An 18889-nucleotide genomic window follows, 5' to 3' on the forward strand; every position below is an offset into this window, starting at 1 on the left:
CTGCTTTACAGCAGTATACCAATGCGTCCTAGTTTATCTGCCAAATTCATCCTCATCCTGTTACTTTTATCCTGGCTGCAAAGCCGGGGGCAAACCTGTACAGGCAGCCTGGGAGACCCTGTTATTAACGAAACATTTGGCGCAGGCACTACTTTTGGCACCTATGGCCCGGCATTACTGCGTAACGTAACCACTTATAATTTTGTGTCTAACACCTGTCCTTCCGATGGTAGCTATACCATTGCCAGCGGCACAGCCAATTGTTTTGGTGCCACCTGGGAGATTGTTCCGCATGACCATACCGGCGACCATAATGGTTATATGATGATTATCAATGCCTCGTATGATCCCGGCTTGTTCTATACTCAAACCGTTAAAGGTGATCAACTTTGCCCTAATACCACGTATGAATTTGCAGCCTGGATAATGAATGTAATGCGCGACAGCCCGCAAACGCAAGGAACCATTCAGCCCAACATAACTTTTATCATCGAAACTGTGGATGGCCGGCAGTTAGCACCACCGTACAACACCGGCAACATACCACAACTATACAGCAATCCCAATTTTGCCGATGGAAAATTTAAGCAATACGGTACCTTTTTTACCACTCCGTCAGACGGGGCAGACATTGTTGTTAAAATGATCAACAATGCTCCCGGCGGGAATGGAAACGACCTCATACTGGATGACATAACCTTCCGGCCATGCGGCCCGATTATAGAAACCGGCTTTGGAAGTGTTGACGCATCAGCAGACCTCAACTTTTGTGAAGGCAGCGTAGGTACGCAAACTTTTAATTTGAAATCCAAACAGACCGGGTACAACGACCCCTACTATCAATGGCAGGTAAACAAGAACGATGGTAAAGGGTGGATAGATATTACCGGCGCTACTGCTAATAATGCTGATGTTACACTCTCTAATCCTGCAGCAGGCAAGTACCAGTACCGGGTGGGCATATTGGATGGGCCTTCTAAATCGCTCGCTTGCCGCATTTACTCCAGACCGCTTAATATCTATGTAAACCCGTTGCCGATAATTAGTATAGCGCCGGAAACAAAAGTTTGTGAAGGTACCGCACTGCGGCTTACAGCTACTGGCGGCACCAGCTACAGCTGGACAGGCCCAAATGGCTTTACTTCCACTGAGCAGTCTCCTGTGGTAAGCTACACTCCGGATAACAGCATGAATGGCACATATAACGTGGTTGTTAATACGGATAAGGGCTGTACCCGCGGCGGGAGTACCCAGGTAAGTGTATTGCCTAAAGTTAATCCAAGTATTAGCAGCAGCACCGTTATTTGTTACGGAGCCACTACCCAGTTGCTTGCAGGCGGCGGCATAAATTATAAATGGTCGCCATCAACAGGCTTAAACCGGGACGACATACCAAACCCAATCGCCTCCCCTGCAGAAACTACTACGTATCACGTTAAAATTGATAATGGCGCCTGTACAGATGAAACGCAGGAGGTAACGGTACGGGTGCTCAAGCTTCCGCATGCTGATGCAGGTAAAGACGTTGCCATACAGGAAGGTGAGTCTGTTACGCTTACTGGTACTATAACGGGCGATAGCATACGATACTATTGGACACCAACAAGCAACATAGATAATGCGCTTTCCGCCACGCCTGTGGTAAATCCTTCTGATAACACAATTTACACATTGCATGTAGAGTCGCTTGCCGACTGCGGCGAATATACAGATGATGTATTTGTACGGGTTTATAAAAAGATCACTATACCTAACACCTTCTCACCCAATGGAGATGGCATTAACGATGTATGGACCATCAATCAATTATATACCTATCCTGAAGCTGTGGTAAAAATATTTAACCGCAGCGGAACGCTGCTTTACCAAAGTAATGGCTACGCAAAACCCTGGACAGGCAGTTACAACGGAAAGCAACTGCCCGCCGGGGTTTATTATTACGTGATTGATCTTAGGAACAACACACCATTGCGGTCGGGGTGGGTAATGATGGTGAGGTAAGGTTTTTTACTGCCCAAAAAAATAATTTACGCCCACTTGTATAGTGTTCTGTTTTAAGTCTTCGTAACCATAAGTATTAATGTAGCCACCCTGTATATAAGTAGCATACACCTGATACTTCTTGGTTATTAAAGTACCTGCCTTAAGCATTAAAGAGTTAACGTATTTTTGGAAGTTAAACAATGATGCACCGTAATTAATATCTTTACCATCAAGATCTCGATAGTAAGTATTACTGTAGCTATATTTACTTACGTCAAAACCTACTGCGGCAAACAGTTTAAAATTGTCTGTATTGTAAAAATTGTACGCTACCTGTGGGGTTAGCGATATAATAAGTTGGTCAAATCCGTAGTTAACACCTACATAAGGGTAGGTTTTGTTAACGTAAGATGTTTTGTACTTACCCATAGACAAAGCAAGTTCTGTACTAAAAACAAGCTTCCTGGTGTTAGGATTTGCATACGCGCTAAACCCAAAAACAACCTTCGGCAGCAGCGAATTGTAATTACCCGCACCAGCATTTTTAAAAATCCCTTGGGGTTTAGTACTAATTGCAGAAACTCCAACGCCGGCATATAAATCAAATGAATCGTATTTTCTGCCAGTATTAGTTGCCGTATACTGCTTACCCGATATACCATTCATCTTACTGGTAACTTTCAAAATTGCAGGCTTATTGTAGTCCAGGTAGCCCATCATCTGCTGTAAGTTATCGTCCATAACACCCGCCTTTAGCGCAACAGCTGATAGCTGCTGAATATAAGTATTCTCGTTTACTGTACGGCCTTTATAGGCAGATACCATGTTTGCATCATAGTACACACGATATATCAGCTCACTTGGGGTGTCATCTGCACGCTCGCTATAAAAATATCTTGCTTTAAGAGCATCAACGTAAGTATATAAATTAATTACGTTACCTTTTTGCAGGAGTTTTAAAAAGTAACTGCCGGTAGTATAGCTGGTATCGCGCCCGTTTTGTACCCGGTTGTCACGGGTTTCATCATGGCTGATCTTACCGTTGTAGGTGCGGTAAGACTCCAGGCCAGTCACTTCAAAGTACGATATTTCCGACGGAATCAAGTTCCTTTCCAGCCCATCAACTGTTTTAAAAGACACCGAAGCGGGATTGGTATCCCACTCCCGGTAGTTGACTTCACCTCTTAGTGTGTCGCCATTTATAGTTACGGCATAGCCGGGTTTAAAATTGCTTTGAGCGCTTGAAACGGCAGGAAAGATAAAAATTAATAAAAATAGAACATAAAATTGCTTCATCAATAATATAGGTTAGGGTTTGTAAATAGTTTGCTTATTTAGACTTTAGGCCGTTCACGGAGACTGTAGAACAGCTTGAAGAGTTCTTTGCGCAGATGACAAAAAAGGCAGTAATAACAATGCCAGCAGAACAAGGTACGGTCGCTCCATAAAATGGTGATAGGTTTATCGGTTTAAAGATAACTATCTGCCAACAAAAACCAAGTTAAAACCTGATGAACTTGTCTATCTGCTCATTAGTAAACTTTACCGTATCCGCTGCAAAAAGGTTCCCCTCTTCATCAAGTTCCTTGTTTATGGCTGCTATATGAATTTTAAGCGGCATTACATGCAGGTGCACATAGTTGCAAATACCCGTAAAGTGGTCTACCCCGCGGATATTGCCATACTTGCCTGATGACACTCCTACCAATGCTGCCTTCTTCTCGTAAAAGCTTGCGGGATAGTCACACGCGTCAATAAAAACCTTCAGCACGCCGGGGAAACTGCCATTGTATTCAGGTATCATAAACAAGAATTTCTCCGTTGCTGTGACCATTTCCTGTATAGGTTCAAACTCTTTGCTGCGCTTACCATAAAGGTCAGTGGCAATAATGCAATCGGGAAGGTCGGTTAGCGGGAAGACCCTGGCTTCTACACCTTTTTCGGCAAACTTGCGCTGATAATATTGCGCCAGTTTAAGGGTTGAACTATTAGGACGGTTTGTACCTGATATAATGGTGATCATGTTGTTGGTAGTGAATGTGAGTTGGCAATTGATTAAAAAGAAGTAAAGACTGTAAACCACTTACCTGCTTCTGTTCATCGTTTACTACTCACAATATTGTTTGTAAGTTGGTATTTCCTGTGGATTATCCGCATGGTTAAATACGTATCTTTATCGCCGGAGAAAAACCATACAAACTTAAAAATTTATACATGGCTTTTTCGTTCCTGAATAAACCGGATAATTTATTTTGAATATACAGAATGAGTAAAATTATTGCTTTAGCCAATCAAAAAGGTGGCGTCGGGAAAACAACATCGTCTATAAACCTGGCTGCAAGTTTGGCCGTACTTGAATATAAAACCCTGCTGGTTGATGCCGACCCGCAGGCCAATTCAACCTCAGGCATAGGTTTCGATCCCCGCAATATCAAGAATAGTATATACGAGTGCATCATTAATGATATTGATGTACGTGAGGCCATACAAAAGACAGATACCCCTAACCTCGACCTTCTGCCTGCTCATATTGACCTGGTAGGTGCCGAGATTGAAATGATAAACCTTGCCAGCCGCGAGTTTAAAATGAAAGCAGTGCTGGACAGTGTTCGCGATCAGTACGACTTTATTATAATTGACTGCTCTCCATCATTGGGGTTGATTACCATTAATGCGCTTACTGCTGCGGATTCTGTTATTATACCTGTACAGTGCGAGTACTTCGCGCTTGAAGGCTTGGGTAAACTGCTTAATACTATCAAGATCGTACAAACACGCCTGAATACTACTTTGGCTATAGAAGGTATTTTGCTTACGATGTATGATGTTCGCCTGCGCCTATCTAACCAGGTAGTTGATGAGGTTAAAACGCACTTTGAGGATATGGTTTTTGATACCATTATCCAGCGTAACACCCGTTTGAGCGAAGCGCCAAGTTTTGGTATATCTGTAATTATGCACGACGCCAACTGTAAAGGCGCTGTTAATTACCTTAACCTCGCCCGCGAGATTATTAAGAAAAACGGCCTTGTTAAGGACGAAGAACTGGCAACTACTGTAACCGCCTAAGCTATACTATGAGTGCAGAAAAAAGAAACGCCTTGGGTAAGGGCTTAAGCGCGCTATTGAACGACTCGGCAAGTGTTATGCCGAACAAGAATAATAATACTGGAGGACAGTTATCCGAATCTTCAGCTTTGGGCTCTATAGGCGAAGTTAAGCTGAGCGAGATAGAGGTAAATCCTTTCCAGCCCCGTACTGAGTTTGACGAGCAGGCCCTGTCGGACCTGGCAGCTTCTATTAAGTTACAGGGGCTTATCCAGCCTATTACCGTACGGCGCATCAACGCGCATAAGTACCAGCTTATATCCGGCGAGCGCAGGCTGCGCGCCAGCAAACTGGCAGGGCTTGTGCAAATACCGGCATACATCCGTACCGCCAATGACCAGCAAATGCTGGAAATGGCCCTGATTGAAAACATACAGCGCGAAGACCTTAACGCCATTGAAGTTGCCCTTAGCTTTCAGCGGATGATAGACGAGCTGAAATTGAAGCAGGAAGAACTTGGCGGCCGCGTAAGCAAAAACCGTTCTACCGTTACCAACTACCTAAGGTTGCTGAAGTTGCCGCCGACAATACAGATCTCCCTGCGCGATGGCGAGATCAGCATGGGGCATGCCAAAGCTTTGTTATCTGTAGATAACCCGGCCACGCAGCTGTACATACATCAAAAAATAGTTAAAGAAGGCCTGTCGGTACGCAAGGTAGAAGAGCTGGTACGCGAGATACAGTATGCCCCTGAGAAAAAAGAGGGTAAACAACCCGAGCAGCTACCCTACCGCATACAAAAGGTTCAGGATGACCTGGCTTCAAAATTCAGCACTAAGGTTAAGGTAAAAGTTAACGCACAGGGCAATGGATCAATAGAAATACCGTTCCTGTCTGAAGACGACCTTGGCCGTATACTTGAAATGCTGGATTGGTAATTATGCTTAAACAACTGTTTGCTGTTTTATTTTTTTGCGGAATGGTATCGCTGGCAATGGCACAGAACCCCGATACGCTTGCAAAACGTAAGGATACAACATCGGTTGTTAAGCGCGATACTACCGTACGCAGCTCCTTTGCTCCTAAAATAAAAAAGGAAAAGGTTTACCACCCCGATAGTACTCATATACCTAGCCTGGCCGTTAAACGCTCGTTGTTTATACCGGGCTGGGGACAGGTTTACAACCGTAAATACTGGAAAGTACCGCTTATTTATACCGGCTTGGGCTTGTTTGGCGCTGCTATTGTTTACAACCAAAAGTACCACAAGCAGTTTTTGGCGCTTGCTAAAATTGCTAAAACCGCTGAAATACCCGGGCCAACATCAAAGCTTTACCCGTTGTATGTAAAATATAAAGCCGAGTACGAGCTATATTCCAAGGTTGGTTACCAGGCGCTGGCCGATGCATCTGACGGGTACCTGCGCAACCGCGACCTAAGCATACTGGGCGCCCTGGCTTTTTGGGGCATACAGACTATTGATGCTTATATTGATGCCAAGTTCATCAGTTCCTACACGGTCGACAACGACCTCTCTATGCGCGTTGCACCGGGCCTTATAAACGGGCCTACTTACGCCTCAAATTTTGGCAGTTATATTCCCGGGATAAAAATTACCTTTACGCTAAAATAATAAGGTAATAAGCGCCAAAAAATGAAGATCGCATTATTAGGCTACGGCAAAATGGGCAAAATTATTGAACAGATTGCCCTTAGCCGCCAACACGAGATCGTACTGAAGATAAGCAGTAACAACCTGCACGAGCTTACAAAAGAAAACCTGCAACTTGCTGATGCTGTAATTGAATTCAGCACTCCGGGCACTGTTCTGGACAATATAAATGCCTGCCTGGATGCCGATGTACCTGCTGTAGTTGGCACCACCGGCTGGCATAATATGCTTGGTACCATTAAAGAAAAATGCCTTGCAGGAAACCGCTCCCTTTTATATGGCACCAACTTCAGCGTTGGGGTAAACATTTTCTTCCACGTAAATAAGGTACTGGCCAGGTTAATGAATAAGTACCCGTACTATGAGGTGCAGGTAGAAGAAATACACCATACGCAAAAGCTCGATTCGCCAAGCGGAACCGCGATAACAATAGCAGAAGGCATTACCGAAAACCTGGAGCGTAAAGCAGGTTGGATAAATATACTTACGGGCGGCGAAACCGCTGATGACAGCAATATACCTGCCGACCAGCTATTAATTGAAAGCCACCGGATAGAAAGCGTGCCCGGCACACATACTGTTATATACGACTCGGAGGTTGATAGTATAGAGTTTAAACACACCGCACATAATCGCAATGGTTTTGCCCTTGGTGCGGTACTGGCTGCAGAATGGCTACACAATAAAAAAGGCTTCTACCAGGTAGAAGATATGTTCAATTTCAACTAACAAGTATTTAAATTACCGCTGATATAATTTTATAATGAACTGGAAATTCTGGAGCAAGAAGGACAAAGAAAACAAAAAGAAGAAAAGCGCCGCGCGCGAGTGGACGGATGCTATAATTTTTGCCGTTGTTGCCGCTACGCTTATACGTACCCTGTTTATAGAAGCTTATACCATACCTACCCCTTCTATGGAGCGGTCGTTACTGGTCGGCGATTTTTTGTTTGTAAGCAAGGTTAATTATGGGGCACGCACGCCAATGACACCTATATCCTTCCCGTTTGCGCACCACACAATGCCTATCATTGGTACCAAAGCTTATTGGGATGGCGTGAAACTGCCTTATTACCGCCTGCCTGGTTTCAGCGAAATAAAAAAAGGCGACGTGGTTGTATTTAATTACCCTATGGAAGCCGACTCTCCTTACTACCGCCCCGTTGATAAACGCGAGAACTATATCAAACGCTGCCAGGGCGCGCCTGGTGATACACTTGCGCTTTTGAACGCGCAGGTATATGTTAACGGCAAACCCGCTCCAAACCCGCCAGGCGAACAAACTGACTATAGTATTACTACAAACGGTACCGATCTAAACCCTGAAGTATACGACGAGTTGCAGGTATCCAACTACGAGAACATCCCTTACCCAACAATGACCAAGGCTTCTGCAGCTAAGTTAAAGTCGTTCTCAAACGTAAAATCTATAACACCAAACATTAAGCCGCGTGGCTATGCCGATCCGCTTAACCCGGTGTTCCCGGCTGCATATCCGAAATACAAGCTTAATCCTGCTAATAAGGACTTTAACTGGAACGTGGATAACTACGGGCCTATAATCATCCCTAAAAAAGGATGGACAGTTAAGCTCGACAGCCTTACGCTGCCTGTTTACGGACGTGCTATTGAGGTATACGAGGGTAATAAGCTGGAGATAAAAAACAACGAGGTATTTATAAACGGTGCCAAAGCAGATAGCTATACTTTTAAAATGAACTACTACTGGATGATGGGTGATAACCGCCACGACTCTGCCGACTCACGCTACTGGGGCTTTGTTCCGGAGGATCATGTGGTGGGCAAGGCCTTGTTCATCTGGATGAGCTGGGACGATAACGGATCGTTCTTTAGCAAAATACGCTGGAGCCGCATATTCAGGGGTGTAAATTAACAAGCAGCCCGTTAAGTAAAAAGGCCCGCTACGTTAAATCGAGGCGGGCCTTTTTACTTTCTTATATTTTGGTTAGTAAGCTATAAATTCTTTTTGATCTACACGTATAAGTCCGTTGCCGTGCTTATTGCTCACATACATAGCTACGTGGTAAAAATCATTATCAAAAATGTAGATGTTGTTATCCGCATCTGCCCCCTCAAAACGCATTTCCATGCGGTTTCTTTTTGCCTGCGCTATCAGGTTGTAAATGTGCTGCGGGTCCCGCGTAGTATAGGTCACTGTCCGTAAAACGCCTCCGCTTGACAATACGGTATTCACACCTATAGTAACGGTTTGCTCCTTTTGCTTTGGGTTTACTGAGCGGAAACGCTCCAGCTTCTTGCCATCTTTTTCTTCCAGGTACAAGTGCTTAAAAACTTTCCCTAATGTCAGATAGTTATGCGCTTCCCCATTAGAAAGATTGGCCAGGTTAGTAAGATCATAAAAACTTATAGCCTGAGCATGGGCAATTGCGCCCGAGCTTATCAGCAATAGTATTAATAGGTACTTTTTCATTTATCACACAAATATAAATGATTTTTAATCGACTGTAATACAAGCGCTATAGCTGTCAAGAATACTTATTTACCTTTTCTTAAGTACTACCTGTTCGTTAAGCATTTCGTACATGGCCTTGAAAAACTGGCGCAAAGCGGGGTATTCATCGCGGGTATATTTCGTTTTTCTAAAGATAATTACATAGTGTATTACTACTGCACCGTTGTTTTCGCCGGTTGTACGTTTAAAAGTCACGCTTTGGTCAGGCATTGATAAGATAGTTGATTTTGGTAAAGCATCTATCTTAAAGCCCACAGGAAGCTTATAATTGCCGTTTATAGAATAAGTAGACGGAAATATAAAATCTACATCTGCCAGCCTGGATTCGCTTAAAAATGGATTTGCACCTATCCCTGTAAAAAGGTTAGGGCTAAAGTATATATAGGTGTCATCACTGCCGGTAAGTTCCAGCTTAAAGTTAAAGTCCTCTCTTAGCGGTAAGGTATCTGCCTCCGGATTGCTAAATTTAAAATCGCTTAGCTGCAGGTTATTGTTGTCATCTTTAATGGCTTCTAAATATTTCTTTTCGCCAATTTTATCATAAACTTCCAGCTTGCTTATCCGCTTGTAATTAGAACTCTACCTGTACACTGCCATCCATTTTACCTGTCGGATTTAATGATGCATCTACCAATACTATCTCTGTCGATGGTAAAGCGGTTTTCAGCTTTACTATTTGAAAGTCCTTCTTATCCGGATCTATTGTAAGCATGTTAATACCAAGCAAATCATAAGGAGTGCTGTTATAGGTATTATACTTGCCGCTAGCGTCTAACACATAATACTGCAACGAATCTATCGGTACCCTTACCACCGTTTTATTCAGCCTGTCAAAACTCGGGTTATTAAATTCAATCTCACCATGGTCGCGGGTGCCAAGCATCAGCAGTGTTGGCTTAACACCGCTTTGCATAAGCAACCGGTACAGCATCAAATTTATTTCAGTAGAATTCCAGGTATGTAAAGCCCATGCTGCAGGAATTCCTTCTTCTGAATAAGCAAGATCGGTTTCATTCCACTTTACAGTGTTTTTAACCGTGTTAAAGATGTAAGCAATTTTATCTTCATCTGCTTTTAAAGCTTTGGCTTCGTTTATGATATTTTTTTCGCCTTTTACGGGTAAGTTCCACTGTCCACCAAAATCCGTGGTTAATAATAACCTTAAACCAATCATGTTCCAATCCATCGCAGATTGAGCCGGTTTAAAATACACACCTTGCAAGTTATCTTCAACAGAACCCATATAGGCTTCTAACTTAAACCCAGGTATGTTAGACATTGCATAAACGTGTTTCTTCAGGCGCAGCTCTTTTACCAGGTAAGCAGTGTCTGTTACAAAAGGCTGTGTGCTTTTTTTAATAACATTAAAACTATAGCCATACTTAATTTCGGCCTGATACTCGCTATAACGCGTGGGAATCAGTTCCTGAAAAAGCCAGGACGGGAAATTGTATGACAGCGATGTATGCCATGTATACTTAATGTCTATTACAGAGCCGGCCTTTACAGCAGGCGCAGTAAACACTACCTGCTTTTGTGTTTTATCTACTTTTTGCACGTAGATAAGTTTGGGGTCAAGCGGCGTTATCACAATTTTGCCATCTACAAGGTTTAGGGATATTACTTGTATGTTCTTATATCCTCATTATGGCCTCCGCTGTAGTACTGCAACTTAACGTTAGCCGCTACGGTACCTTGTTCGTTAAACACCTTTACGCGGCGGTGTACCTCCATATCAATGCCATCATATTTGGTGTAACTTGCTTTGGCGGTGTTAAACAATACCATGGCGCTGGCATTCTTTTCAAAACTGCATGACGTTAGTTTCAGGTCGGCGGTATCAATTTGGCCAAAAGCGGCTTTTTGGGCATAAACTGTTATGCAGGAACTGTATAGAAGGAATAACAGTAAGTAAAAACGTTTCAAATGATGTGGTTTGGCCAACTAAGCTATGAAAAAAGAGCGGCCCATTAAAATCCGGGATGATAGGTTTTCACCGCGTGCTTAAGCACATCTTGCTTATAGAACAGTACATCTTTAAACTTCCCGTCAAGATATCCCTTTGCCTGGTCGGTAAAGTTTGGCGAGGTTGCATCAAACGAATGGCCGCCTGTGATAATGCTCTTTGCTTTTACAGTCGGACCAAACTCCACGGCCGCAATAAAGCTATTGCCGGAAAAGCCATAGCGCTTCTGTGTGCCGGGCATGATTTTACTTTGAAACGAAGGCAATTGCCCGAAGTTTGATGCCGTTAACCCAACCGGCAAACTGGCTTGTTTATCATCAAACGTGATACCATCTGCCGGGCGCTGATACCGATTAATATCGCCCCATTGCACCTTCCAGCTTCCATACCTGTTTTGCAGATCAGACATTACTTTGCTTAGTAAGGTCAGCTGTAAATCCGGCGAGATGGTTTTTAGCATCTCCCTAACCCGCTTTACCTGGAAGCTGCTCTCGCCCGGTGCAGGTGCTGGCATGGTACGCATTAATAAAGTACCCCACTCTACCGCCAGAGTAGTCGCTACCGAATTTACTGCGCCACGTTTGTCCCAGCTCCTTAGCAACGCTACAGGGTCTGCCAGCTTTGTTTTTAAGCTATCAGGGGCTTTGTCATACGCGCTGAACAGGGCAGGCAGCATATCGTCAAAGGCACTGAGGTAATGGTCGTAGCCTTTTGCAATTAAGCCATCAATTGTTAACTTTTCGGTTCCGCTGAACAGTCTTACCGCGTTAATGCCGCGGTAGTTCTCATCATCGGGTGCCATGTATCTCGGGAACTTTGATCTGTCGGGACTGGCGCTACCGGCCGAACTGAATATTGACGAATTGCAATTTTGTATAAACCCCGTAGAAGGATTAATTACCTGCACCAACTCGTTTAACGGGTGCAGGCCTTTCCATTCGGTAGCTGATGTGGTTCCATCTACCGGAACATTCCAATCGATAGTCTTATCCCTGCGTGGCATAAAGTCTCCGTACCAAAAGGCAGTATTCCCCTGGTCATCGGCATAAACTGTGTTGTTACTGGTATTTGCCAGCAGCGACATGGCCTGTTTGTACTGGCCGAACGTATTAGCTTTAGTGATTAGCCACGACTCGAGCAGTGCTTTGTACGACCGGTTATTATGCCGCAGCGCAAGCCACTTACCATTTCGCGCGCCAAGCACAGGCCCATGATGCGTGTAATAGGCCGTTATTATTTTATGCTGAAGCTGATCGCCATTTTTGAAACTTAGCTCAAGCTTTCTTTCTGTTACGGGCTTTAGTTTTCCGTCATACTCGTAAAACCACTTGCCGTCCTTCTTTTGCACTTTCTCCATGTAAACATCCCCAACATCTGCATAGCTGCTGGTGTGCATCCAACCGCAATGCCGGTTAAAACCCTGGTAAATGAAGAACTGCCCCCAGGTAACCGCGCCGTAAGCATGCAAGCCTTCCTCACTCTCCAAACCGACTTCGCTGCGGAAATAAAACGGCACATGCGGGTTAATGTACAGCATGGCATGCCCGGTTGCCGAACGCTTTGGTGATATAGCAAAACCATTAGAACCTATGTCGCGATCGCGGTTGGCATGTGTTAAGCTGTAGGGATTATTAAGAGCTCCGGTGTTGTTGCCGCCATCATTATAAAATGCTTGTGTTTCTTTTGGAGATATATCTCCGGTTTCTGTAGCAGCCACACTCCCATCGGTAAACATCAGCGCAAACCAGGGCTTAAACTTTTTGAACACGAGCGGTTTTACCTCCGGATGTTTATACAGGTAATAGTTCACGCCATCGGCAAAGGCATCCAGCAATTTTTTAAAGGCAGGGTTACTGGCATTATAGTCCTTTATTGCATCTGCACTATCCGCTATCATTTGCAGTTGCACATCGGTGTACAGCACCCCTTCGCCATCTGCTTCGCTTTGCCGCCCTAGCTGGTACAAGTAATTACGTTCGATGCCTTTAAAGTTTTCCTCACATTGCGTGTACATCAGCCCAAATACAACACCCGCATCAGTTTTAGCATAAATATGGGGTGTTCCGTAATTATCACGGATAACATTTACCGCCTCCGCCTGCTTTTTATAGCGAATGATCTCCTGCGAAGTAAATTTTTGAGCTATGACTGTAAAAGGGAGGAAAATTATTATGAGAACTAACCACTTTTTGGTAAACGGCATATGCTTACAGATGTATGTAGACGTAAATTAATAATAAATGCTAAAAAATGTTAAATCTTACCGGCTTTTATCCAAGGCGTATAGGAAAATTAATTATTAATGTATATTTGACAGTTCAATAATTGTACTTAAAAACAATCAAGTTGAGCTGCTTTTGTAAATACCTGCCTTTAAGTGTTTAAAACGCAGTTATTATTTCAACCAGCGCGATGCCGCTGTATAGAAAAGTATACTTCAGTAAAAGGGTTTAAGAAGTAGAGATTACGTTTGGTGCCGCAATTAATTACGTTAATGCACTGACCGCTATTTAATTGCGTAACAAATTTGATTGTTTAAAAGTTAAATTAAATGGTCTCTGTAACGAAAATTATAAAAGTTTCGTCATTTTAAATAAAAACAGTTGTAACATTTAACCAGGCATGTTGTCCAATGTGTATATTTGACACATCCTTAAGACTTTTAAAAAGTTTTGGGTACAATGTTTGTACTTAGCAGGTATCAAAAATAAGATGTTATCATCCCGCGATGGGCTGTATATAAGAGCTTGGGTAAATTAACATGTTATCTGAGATTTAGTTGATCAACATTATTTGAGAGATGATGTTGCAGAGCGTTCCGGGGTGAGATACGGAACGCTTTTTTGTTGCTCTGCTTTCCGGTAATTGTTCGGATAAGCAACATAAATCAGCCTTCTTTAAATAGATGTGGTTTTTGCAGGTTTTGGAACACATCTCAGCAACCATTCCCGTAAAAAATTGAAAGGAATGCTTTATTTAACTACTTTTTACGATAGAGTGCCATAACAAGCGTTACCATCTGGTTGTAAGTATCCAGACCTTGTGGCTGATTATTAACCTTCAGAAACCTATCGTAAAAAAGCCCGGTAATTACCTCTGCTTTATTCTGATAAGCCAGCCAATATTCCCGCTCTGCTTTAAAATCGGCCTTAACAGCTGCGGAAATCCTTGCTTTAAGTTGTTTATGTACAGTGCTGTCTGCCCCACGCAGGGTAATCATGAACTCGCCTACTGCCAAGTGGTAAGCAGAATACCGCAAAAGCTTGTCTTTTGATGCTATAGCAGCCATAAAGCCCGCAAAATTGGCCTCATCTTCGGCACCAAAACCCATTTGGTGCGACATTTCATGACATGCTACAAACGGCCGGGCAAATAGCGGCTGCTGGTAATTTACTTGCGCCTCGGTTGTAAACGGGTTATAATACCCTGATGTGCTGATATAATTTAATAACGGGGTTAGTAATGAGGGCTTAACTCCCGGCCAGTACGTTCGATAGTTTACAGAAGATCCACTCAAGCGCTGTACGGCTTCTTTAGCGCGATTATAGATAGTATCGTTAGTTTGGCTAAGGTCAGCATCCGAAAGCCTTGACCTGGTAGCGTTTGCACTATCTATTAACACAGTGGTTACCTGCTGCAGCTCAGCAACGGTAAACGGCTCAGCTTTCAGGCTAAGTCGTTCAGCGGCGGAAGGGCGGAAATAATTTAAGCCCCAAAGCAAATAAAAGAGCAATATACCCACCTGCACACCTATTATCAGAGCCAGCACTAAACTCCCTGCACGGGCGAAATGCTTTTTGAACAAGTGCTTTATCAGCAAAACTACAAGGTAGATGAGGTAGCCAATAACACCAATATACAGCACATCGCCAATGCTGAAAGGAAGAATATTCAACACCGGATGAAGTATATAGCATATCACCGGGTAAAGCCCCTGCGAGTAGTAGCTTTCTACAACATGGGGATATCTCGCAAAAATCATCAGCATGATTATAGCCAAGGTAAGCACCAATATGGCAATTCCTCGCTTTAACAATGGCTTGTCGGATAAGTACCTTATCATTCAGGTGGTAAATATAATGCATGCAACCAACGAGTGCCTGCAAAAACAAAAGCCCCGGAAGTTTTTCCGGGGCTTTGCTGTTTTATCGCTTAAGTTATTTTTTTATTGACACAGGTACCGATAACTTGTCCCAGTTAAGCGAGAAACCTTTAGCTGTGATTTTGTAAACCAAACGCTCGTTCATTGCTGAAGCAACAGGTTTTACAACTACGCGCAATGCATCGCTGCTTTCATCATATTTAAACGCGCCCCACTGTTTAGCTACTTTGTTAAAAACAATTGTCCAGGTAGTGGCAGTTGGTATAGCAAATAAGCCGTAAGTACCGGCGGGCAGTTTTTTACCTTCAACCATAATGTCTTTGCTGGTGGTAAATACAGTTGCTTCGTTAGCACCTGCGCGCCATACTTTTCCATAAGGCTCTAACTCGCCAAATACTTTACGGCCTTTTACCGACGGGCTACCGTAATTGATAGTGATTTTTGATCCGGCTACTGTTGCACTTACACTGTCACGCGGACTTGCAATTGGTTTTTGCTGTGCAAAAGTTACGGTAGATACTAAAAGTGCGAAAACAAAAAATGCTAAAGCTTTAAACTGGAATCCTTTTCTCATACTTAGTTAATTTTTATTAATAAACGTTTTTAAGGTTTTTTATTGCTCACAAATATAGCTGACCACACCGATTGTTGCTTGATATAAGTTTAAAGCATCTACAACTAAAAATTTATTTCAAGTTAAAAAACTTTAACAAACTGCAGATGTTATATATACGAACGCACATTGCAGTTAGGAATAGCCGAAAGGTTAAACAATTGTTGTGAGTTTTTGCCCCTGCCTATGGCAGGGGTTTTTTTATTTACTGCACTTTATAATTGGTAACAGATCTGCCAATATTACCGGCACTATCCATCCCCTCAATAATAATTACGTAATTGCCCGCACCGGTAGTGTTAAAGTTGAGCGTAGCCTTGCCGTCTTTATCTGTAACAACGTTTGGTTTCCAGTATGCAGCAGATAAATCATTTCTACTTGCTTCATAACGCGGAGTATAAAACTCGCGGGCGGCGTAAAAACCCTGTGGGTTTATGGCCAGTATCCCCGGAGACATTACAGTAGTCTGTGTGTCGTTATCATTGTCGCTTCCCTGGCGGCTGGTTATCACAATAACACCTTTAGCACCATCTACGCCGTACATACTGGCATTTGCGCCCTTTAAAATTTCAACCGACTGAACATCATTTGGATTAATGTTGTCCAAATTTGTTGGTGTAATAGCCCCATCTATTACTACAAGCATTGGAGAAACGCCGGATCCGGCTTGTGTAAGAACAGTACCATTGGTAAGGTAGCCTGCTCCATTCGAGAATTTTACGCCACGCACCCTGCCAGATAAGGCTAGTGTAAGATTTGTGGCATCTTTAATGTCATTCCTGAATATCACCTGATCAGCATTACCGCTGCCGCTAAGGCTTGCTGTACGGTATTTTGTTTTATCATTAACATTTACCTGTTTTAGCTCCGTTACCTTACTGCCACCAGCGTTAACCATTTCAGCTCCCGCGTTACCTGGTAAAGCAGGCATGTCTCTGATAGCTTCTATAGGTTGCTGGTAAGCATTTATTGGCCGCGTCGTAATGGTTTTATTCAGCGTAACTACGGCCTTGTTTTTTATTGAAGCGTTCTCCAGCTTTAACAGAAACCTTGTTTTATCTGTATAACCTAAGTTCTCAAAAGCAAATTTGCCGTTAGCATCTGTTGTTTGTGTTAAGGATTGGCCGCTGTTGGATAGTAACAGCGTCATTTTCTCCTTAGCAAACGGTTTACCGTCCTTAGCCTTTACATAGCCGCTTATTACTAATCCATTTTCAGGCACACCGGCCGTTACCGGTTCACTTTCGGTTAAAAAGTCTTTCCACGCGAAGCGGCGGTACCCTTGTGTAAGCATCAGTATGTCCAAATTGGCACGCGTACCGCCGTTTACATTATTAAAGTAATAGCCCGGTTGCTCCACATACCCGCTCACATCAGTTGACAGCAAAAGGTCCGACAGTATATTACGGCCCATTTCCGCATCTGTTCCTGCTTTGCTGCCATCTATTGCTGCTACCGAAAAACTACCGGCAGATGGCTTATCGCCAATCATCGCATTCAAGCTCATTTTTACATCGCTATTTACAGCATAAACAGCCTTATCAGTATTAACCAAAAGGTTAAGCACGTTATTTCCGTTTTGAATAAATACCAGCCGCTCGTTAAGTGGCATACCCGTGTCCGAGAACACTGTTACCTGCAAAACGCCTGTCTTAAGATCTTTCTTTGGAAGATCAAACCCAATCACCTGGTTATCCAATACGGTTTTTACCGACTTGATAACACCACCTGAGAACATTACTATATTTATCTCTTTGTTCTTATTTTCCAGGTAATATGGCTTATTCGCGTTTATTTCTATTGATAGTTTAGTATCTGATTCACTGTTTATCGCCAGCGTAATGCCCTTTTCTGCAGCTACAGGCAGGGCAACAAAACTTGTTGTACCATTGGGGTAGGTTAGTTTGGCCTTATATGTTTTACCAGTTTGCGGGGTAATATAAAACTGCCCCATGCCCAGGTGGGCTGATGTAAATTTGGCAACCTCCGTATTCTGCTCATCTACAACTGTTCCTTTAATGTTTATCCCCAAACCATCCGGACCAAGTGCCTTAAAGCCCATTTTTGAGGGCACTGCGTTAACAAAGGTGCCGCCTTCCGGAAAGAACTGTACATCCGCTTGTTTTGCATTGGTATTAGCAGCAGTATTCAACCGGGATATGCTTTTTCCGTTTACCGGAATTATTTTATCAAAAACGTATTTGCTGCCGCTGTTCTGCATCCATTGCGTATAAGCCCTCACCCTGAAGTTCCCTTTTGGTGTATACGCAGGCAAAGCAAAGTCGCCCCACCCGAGCCCGTTATTTAGCTGCAGCACCATACTCTGCATCAGCGAATCATTTTTACTGATAAGGTCTACGTGCAGCACGCCGCTTATTTTAGATAACTCGTTCTTTTCGCCCATGGTAACATAAGCCTTAAAGTAGATGGTGTCGCCGGCATTGTAATACGGCTTATTAAAGTGCAAATATGCTTTCTCAATTACCCTTGCCGACTGCCACGACTGCAGCTTGCTATTTATCTCGCCCATAGAAACTGGCTTTGCGGGGCTGTTTTGCGCAAACAATTGCACGTGCAGGCATAATGCTGCAGATAGCAGGAATAATGATCTTTTCATCAGATGATGTTTAATTGTACTACAACATCCGGAAACTAGAAATCCGGAATTATAATTGGCAAATAAATGTACTGATTTACAGATGCTTTACGCAAGCTTTTAGATAAATATTTTGTAGTTGCTTACCACTGATGATAATACAAAGCACGTAAAGGCTAATTTTTAACTTCTTCCCAATAAAGGGTGCCGTTATATATACCGTTTGAACTTGCAACCTGTGCTTTAATTTGCTCCAGTTCGGCTTTAATCTGCTCCGTGGTGAGATCGGCGCTTAAAGAGTGGTAGTAGATCACATAGTCTGTTTTACTATTGATCAGCTTATAATGTTTGTCAGCAGTATTCATGGGTTCTGAATTGCTTTGTACCTCTACAATATAAACTGATGCTATTTTGT

17 protein-coding genes are annotated in these 18889 nt (G+C 43.2%); 6 read left to right on the forward strand and 11 right to left on the reverse strand.

The features are described from left to right. Window positions 1-21 precede the first annotated feature (21 nt). The gene (locus AC59GT_RS10890; RefSeq protein WP_497237654.1) at window positions 22-2001 is read left to right on the forward strand and encodes a T9SS type B sorting domain-containing protein; all 1980 of its coding nucleotides are present in this window, start codon (window positions 22-24) and stop codon (window positions 1999-2001) included. A 6-nt stretch (window positions 2002-2007) separates the two neighbouring features. Here the strand turns inward: AC59GT_RS10890 and AC59GT_RS10895 are convergent, their stop codons facing one another. Together AC59GT_RS10895 and AC59GT_RS10900 are read right to left on the reverse strand one after the other, a co-directional pair. Further along, window positions 2008-3279 (reverse strand): hypothetical protein, encoded by a 1272-nt coding sequence (locus AC59GT_RS10895; protein WP_497237655.1) that lies wholly within the window; start codon window positions 3277-3279, stop codon window positions 2008-2010. A 205-nt stretch (window positions 3280-3484) separates the two neighbouring features. After that, a complete protein-coding gene (locus tag AC59GT_RS10900; RefSeq protein ID WP_497237656.1) occupies window positions 3485-4006 on the reverse strand; it encodes an NADPH-dependent FMN reductase in 522 nt (173 codons plus the stop codon). A 242-nt stretch (window positions 4007-4248) separates the two neighbouring features. On the opposite strand from AC59GT_RS10900, the gene AC59GT_RS10905 reads away from it, so the two are divergent. Genes AC59GT_RS10905 through lepB form a run of 5 tightly spaced genes read left to right on the forward strand, consistent with a single transcriptional unit; the run spans window position 4249 to window position 8597 of the window. Further along, window positions 4249-5052, forward strand: coding sequence for a ParA family protein (locus tag AC59GT_RS10905; protein ID WP_117383835.1), 804 nt, complete (start codon window positions 4249-4251; stop codon window positions 5050-5052). An 8-nt stretch (window positions 5053-5060) separates the two neighbouring features. Further along, the gene (locus AC59GT_RS10910; protein ID WP_117383834.1) at window positions 5061-5969 is read left to right on the forward strand and encodes a ParB/RepB/Spo0J family partition protein; all 909 of its coding nucleotides are present in this window, start codon (window positions 5061-5063) and stop codon (window positions 5967-5969) included. A 2-nt stretch (window positions 5970-5971) separates the two neighbouring features. Continuing rightward, on the forward strand, window positions 5972-6664 hold the full coding sequence (locus tag AC59GT_RS10915) for a DUF5683 domain-containing protein (RefSeq protein WP_497237657.1): 693 nt from the start codon (window positions 5972-5974) through the stop codon (window positions 6662-6664). A gap of 21 nt (window positions 6665-6685) precedes the next feature. Continuing rightward, window positions 6686-7432: a 4-hydroxy-tetrahydrodipicolinate reductase gene (dapB, locus tag AC59GT_RS10920; RefSeq protein ID WP_497237658.1), complete on the forward strand. Its 747-nt coding sequence runs from the start codon at window positions 6686-6688 to the stop codon at window positions 7430-7432. Between the two features lie 34 nt (window positions 7433-7466). After that, complete coding sequence (gene lepB, locus AC59GT_RS10925; protein WP_497237659.1) at window positions 7467-8597, forward strand: signal peptidase I; 1131 nt, start codon at window positions 7467-7469, stop codon at window positions 8595-8597. Between the two features lie 72 nt (window positions 8598-8669). Here the strand turns inward: lepB and AC59GT_RS10930 are convergent, their stop codons facing one another. The 9 genes from AC59GT_RS10930 to AC59GT_RS10970 form a co-directional block, all read right to left on the reverse strand. Further along, complete coding sequence (locus AC59GT_RS10930; RefSeq protein WP_497237660.1) at window positions 8670-9155, reverse strand: hypothetical protein; 486 nt, start codon at window positions 9153-9155, stop codon at window positions 8670-8672. Between the two features lie 69 nt (window positions 9156-9224). Next, window positions 9225-9758 (reverse strand): DUF3858 domain-containing protein, encoded by a 534-nt coding sequence (locus AC59GT_RS10935; protein ID WP_497238291.1) that lies wholly within the window; start codon window positions 9756-9758, stop codon window positions 9225-9227. A 10-nt stretch (window positions 9759-9768) separates the two neighbouring features. Beyond that, the gene (locus AC59GT_RS10940) at window positions 9769-10755 is read right to left on the reverse strand and encodes a hypothetical protein (RefSeq protein WP_497237661.1); all 987 of its coding nucleotides are present in this window, start codon (window positions 10753-10755) and stop codon (window positions 9769-9771) included. A 62-nt stretch (window positions 10756-10817) separates the two neighbouring features. Then, window positions 10818-11123 carry a hypothetical protein gene (locus tag AC59GT_RS10945; RefSeq protein ID WP_497237662.1) on the reverse strand — a complete coding sequence of 102 codons (306 nt, stop codon included), beginning with the start codon at window positions 11121-11123 and terminating at the stop codon, window positions 10818-10820. A gap of 44 nt (window positions 11124-11167) precedes the next feature. Beyond that, on the reverse strand, window positions 11168-13366 hold the full coding sequence (locus AC59GT_RS10950; protein ID WP_497237663.1) for a penicillin acylase family protein: 2199 nt from the start codon (window positions 13364-13366) through the stop codon (window positions 11168-11170). A gap of 777 nt (window positions 13367-14143) precedes the next feature. Next, window positions 14144-15226, reverse strand: coding sequence for a DUF3810 domain-containing protein (locus tag AC59GT_RS10955; protein WP_497237664.1), 1083 nt, complete (start codon window positions 15224-15226; stop codon window positions 14144-14146). A 94-nt stretch (window positions 15227-15320) separates the two neighbouring features. After that, window positions 15321-15839: a DUF2911 domain-containing protein gene (locus AC59GT_RS10960; RefSeq protein WP_497237665.1), complete on the reverse strand. Its 519-nt coding sequence runs from the start codon at window positions 15837-15839 to the stop codon at window positions 15321-15323. A 244-nt stretch (window positions 15840-16083) separates the two neighbouring features. Continuing rightward, the gene (locus tag AC59GT_RS10965) at window positions 16084-18495 is read right to left on the reverse strand and encodes a carboxypeptidase-like regulatory domain-containing protein (RefSeq protein WP_497237666.1); all 2412 of its coding nucleotides are present in this window, start codon (window positions 18493-18495) and stop codon (window positions 16084-16086) included. A gap of 155 nt (window positions 18496-18650) precedes the next feature. After that, window positions 18651-18839, reverse strand: a complete 189-nt coding sequence (locus tag AC59GT_RS10970) for a hypothetical protein (protein WP_497237667.1) — start codon at window positions 18837-18839, stop codon at window positions 18651-18653. Between the last annotated feature and the right edge of the window lie 50 nt (window positions 18840-18889).

The sequence above is a fragment of the Mucilaginibacter sp. 320_HR genome (genome assembly GCF_059691875.1).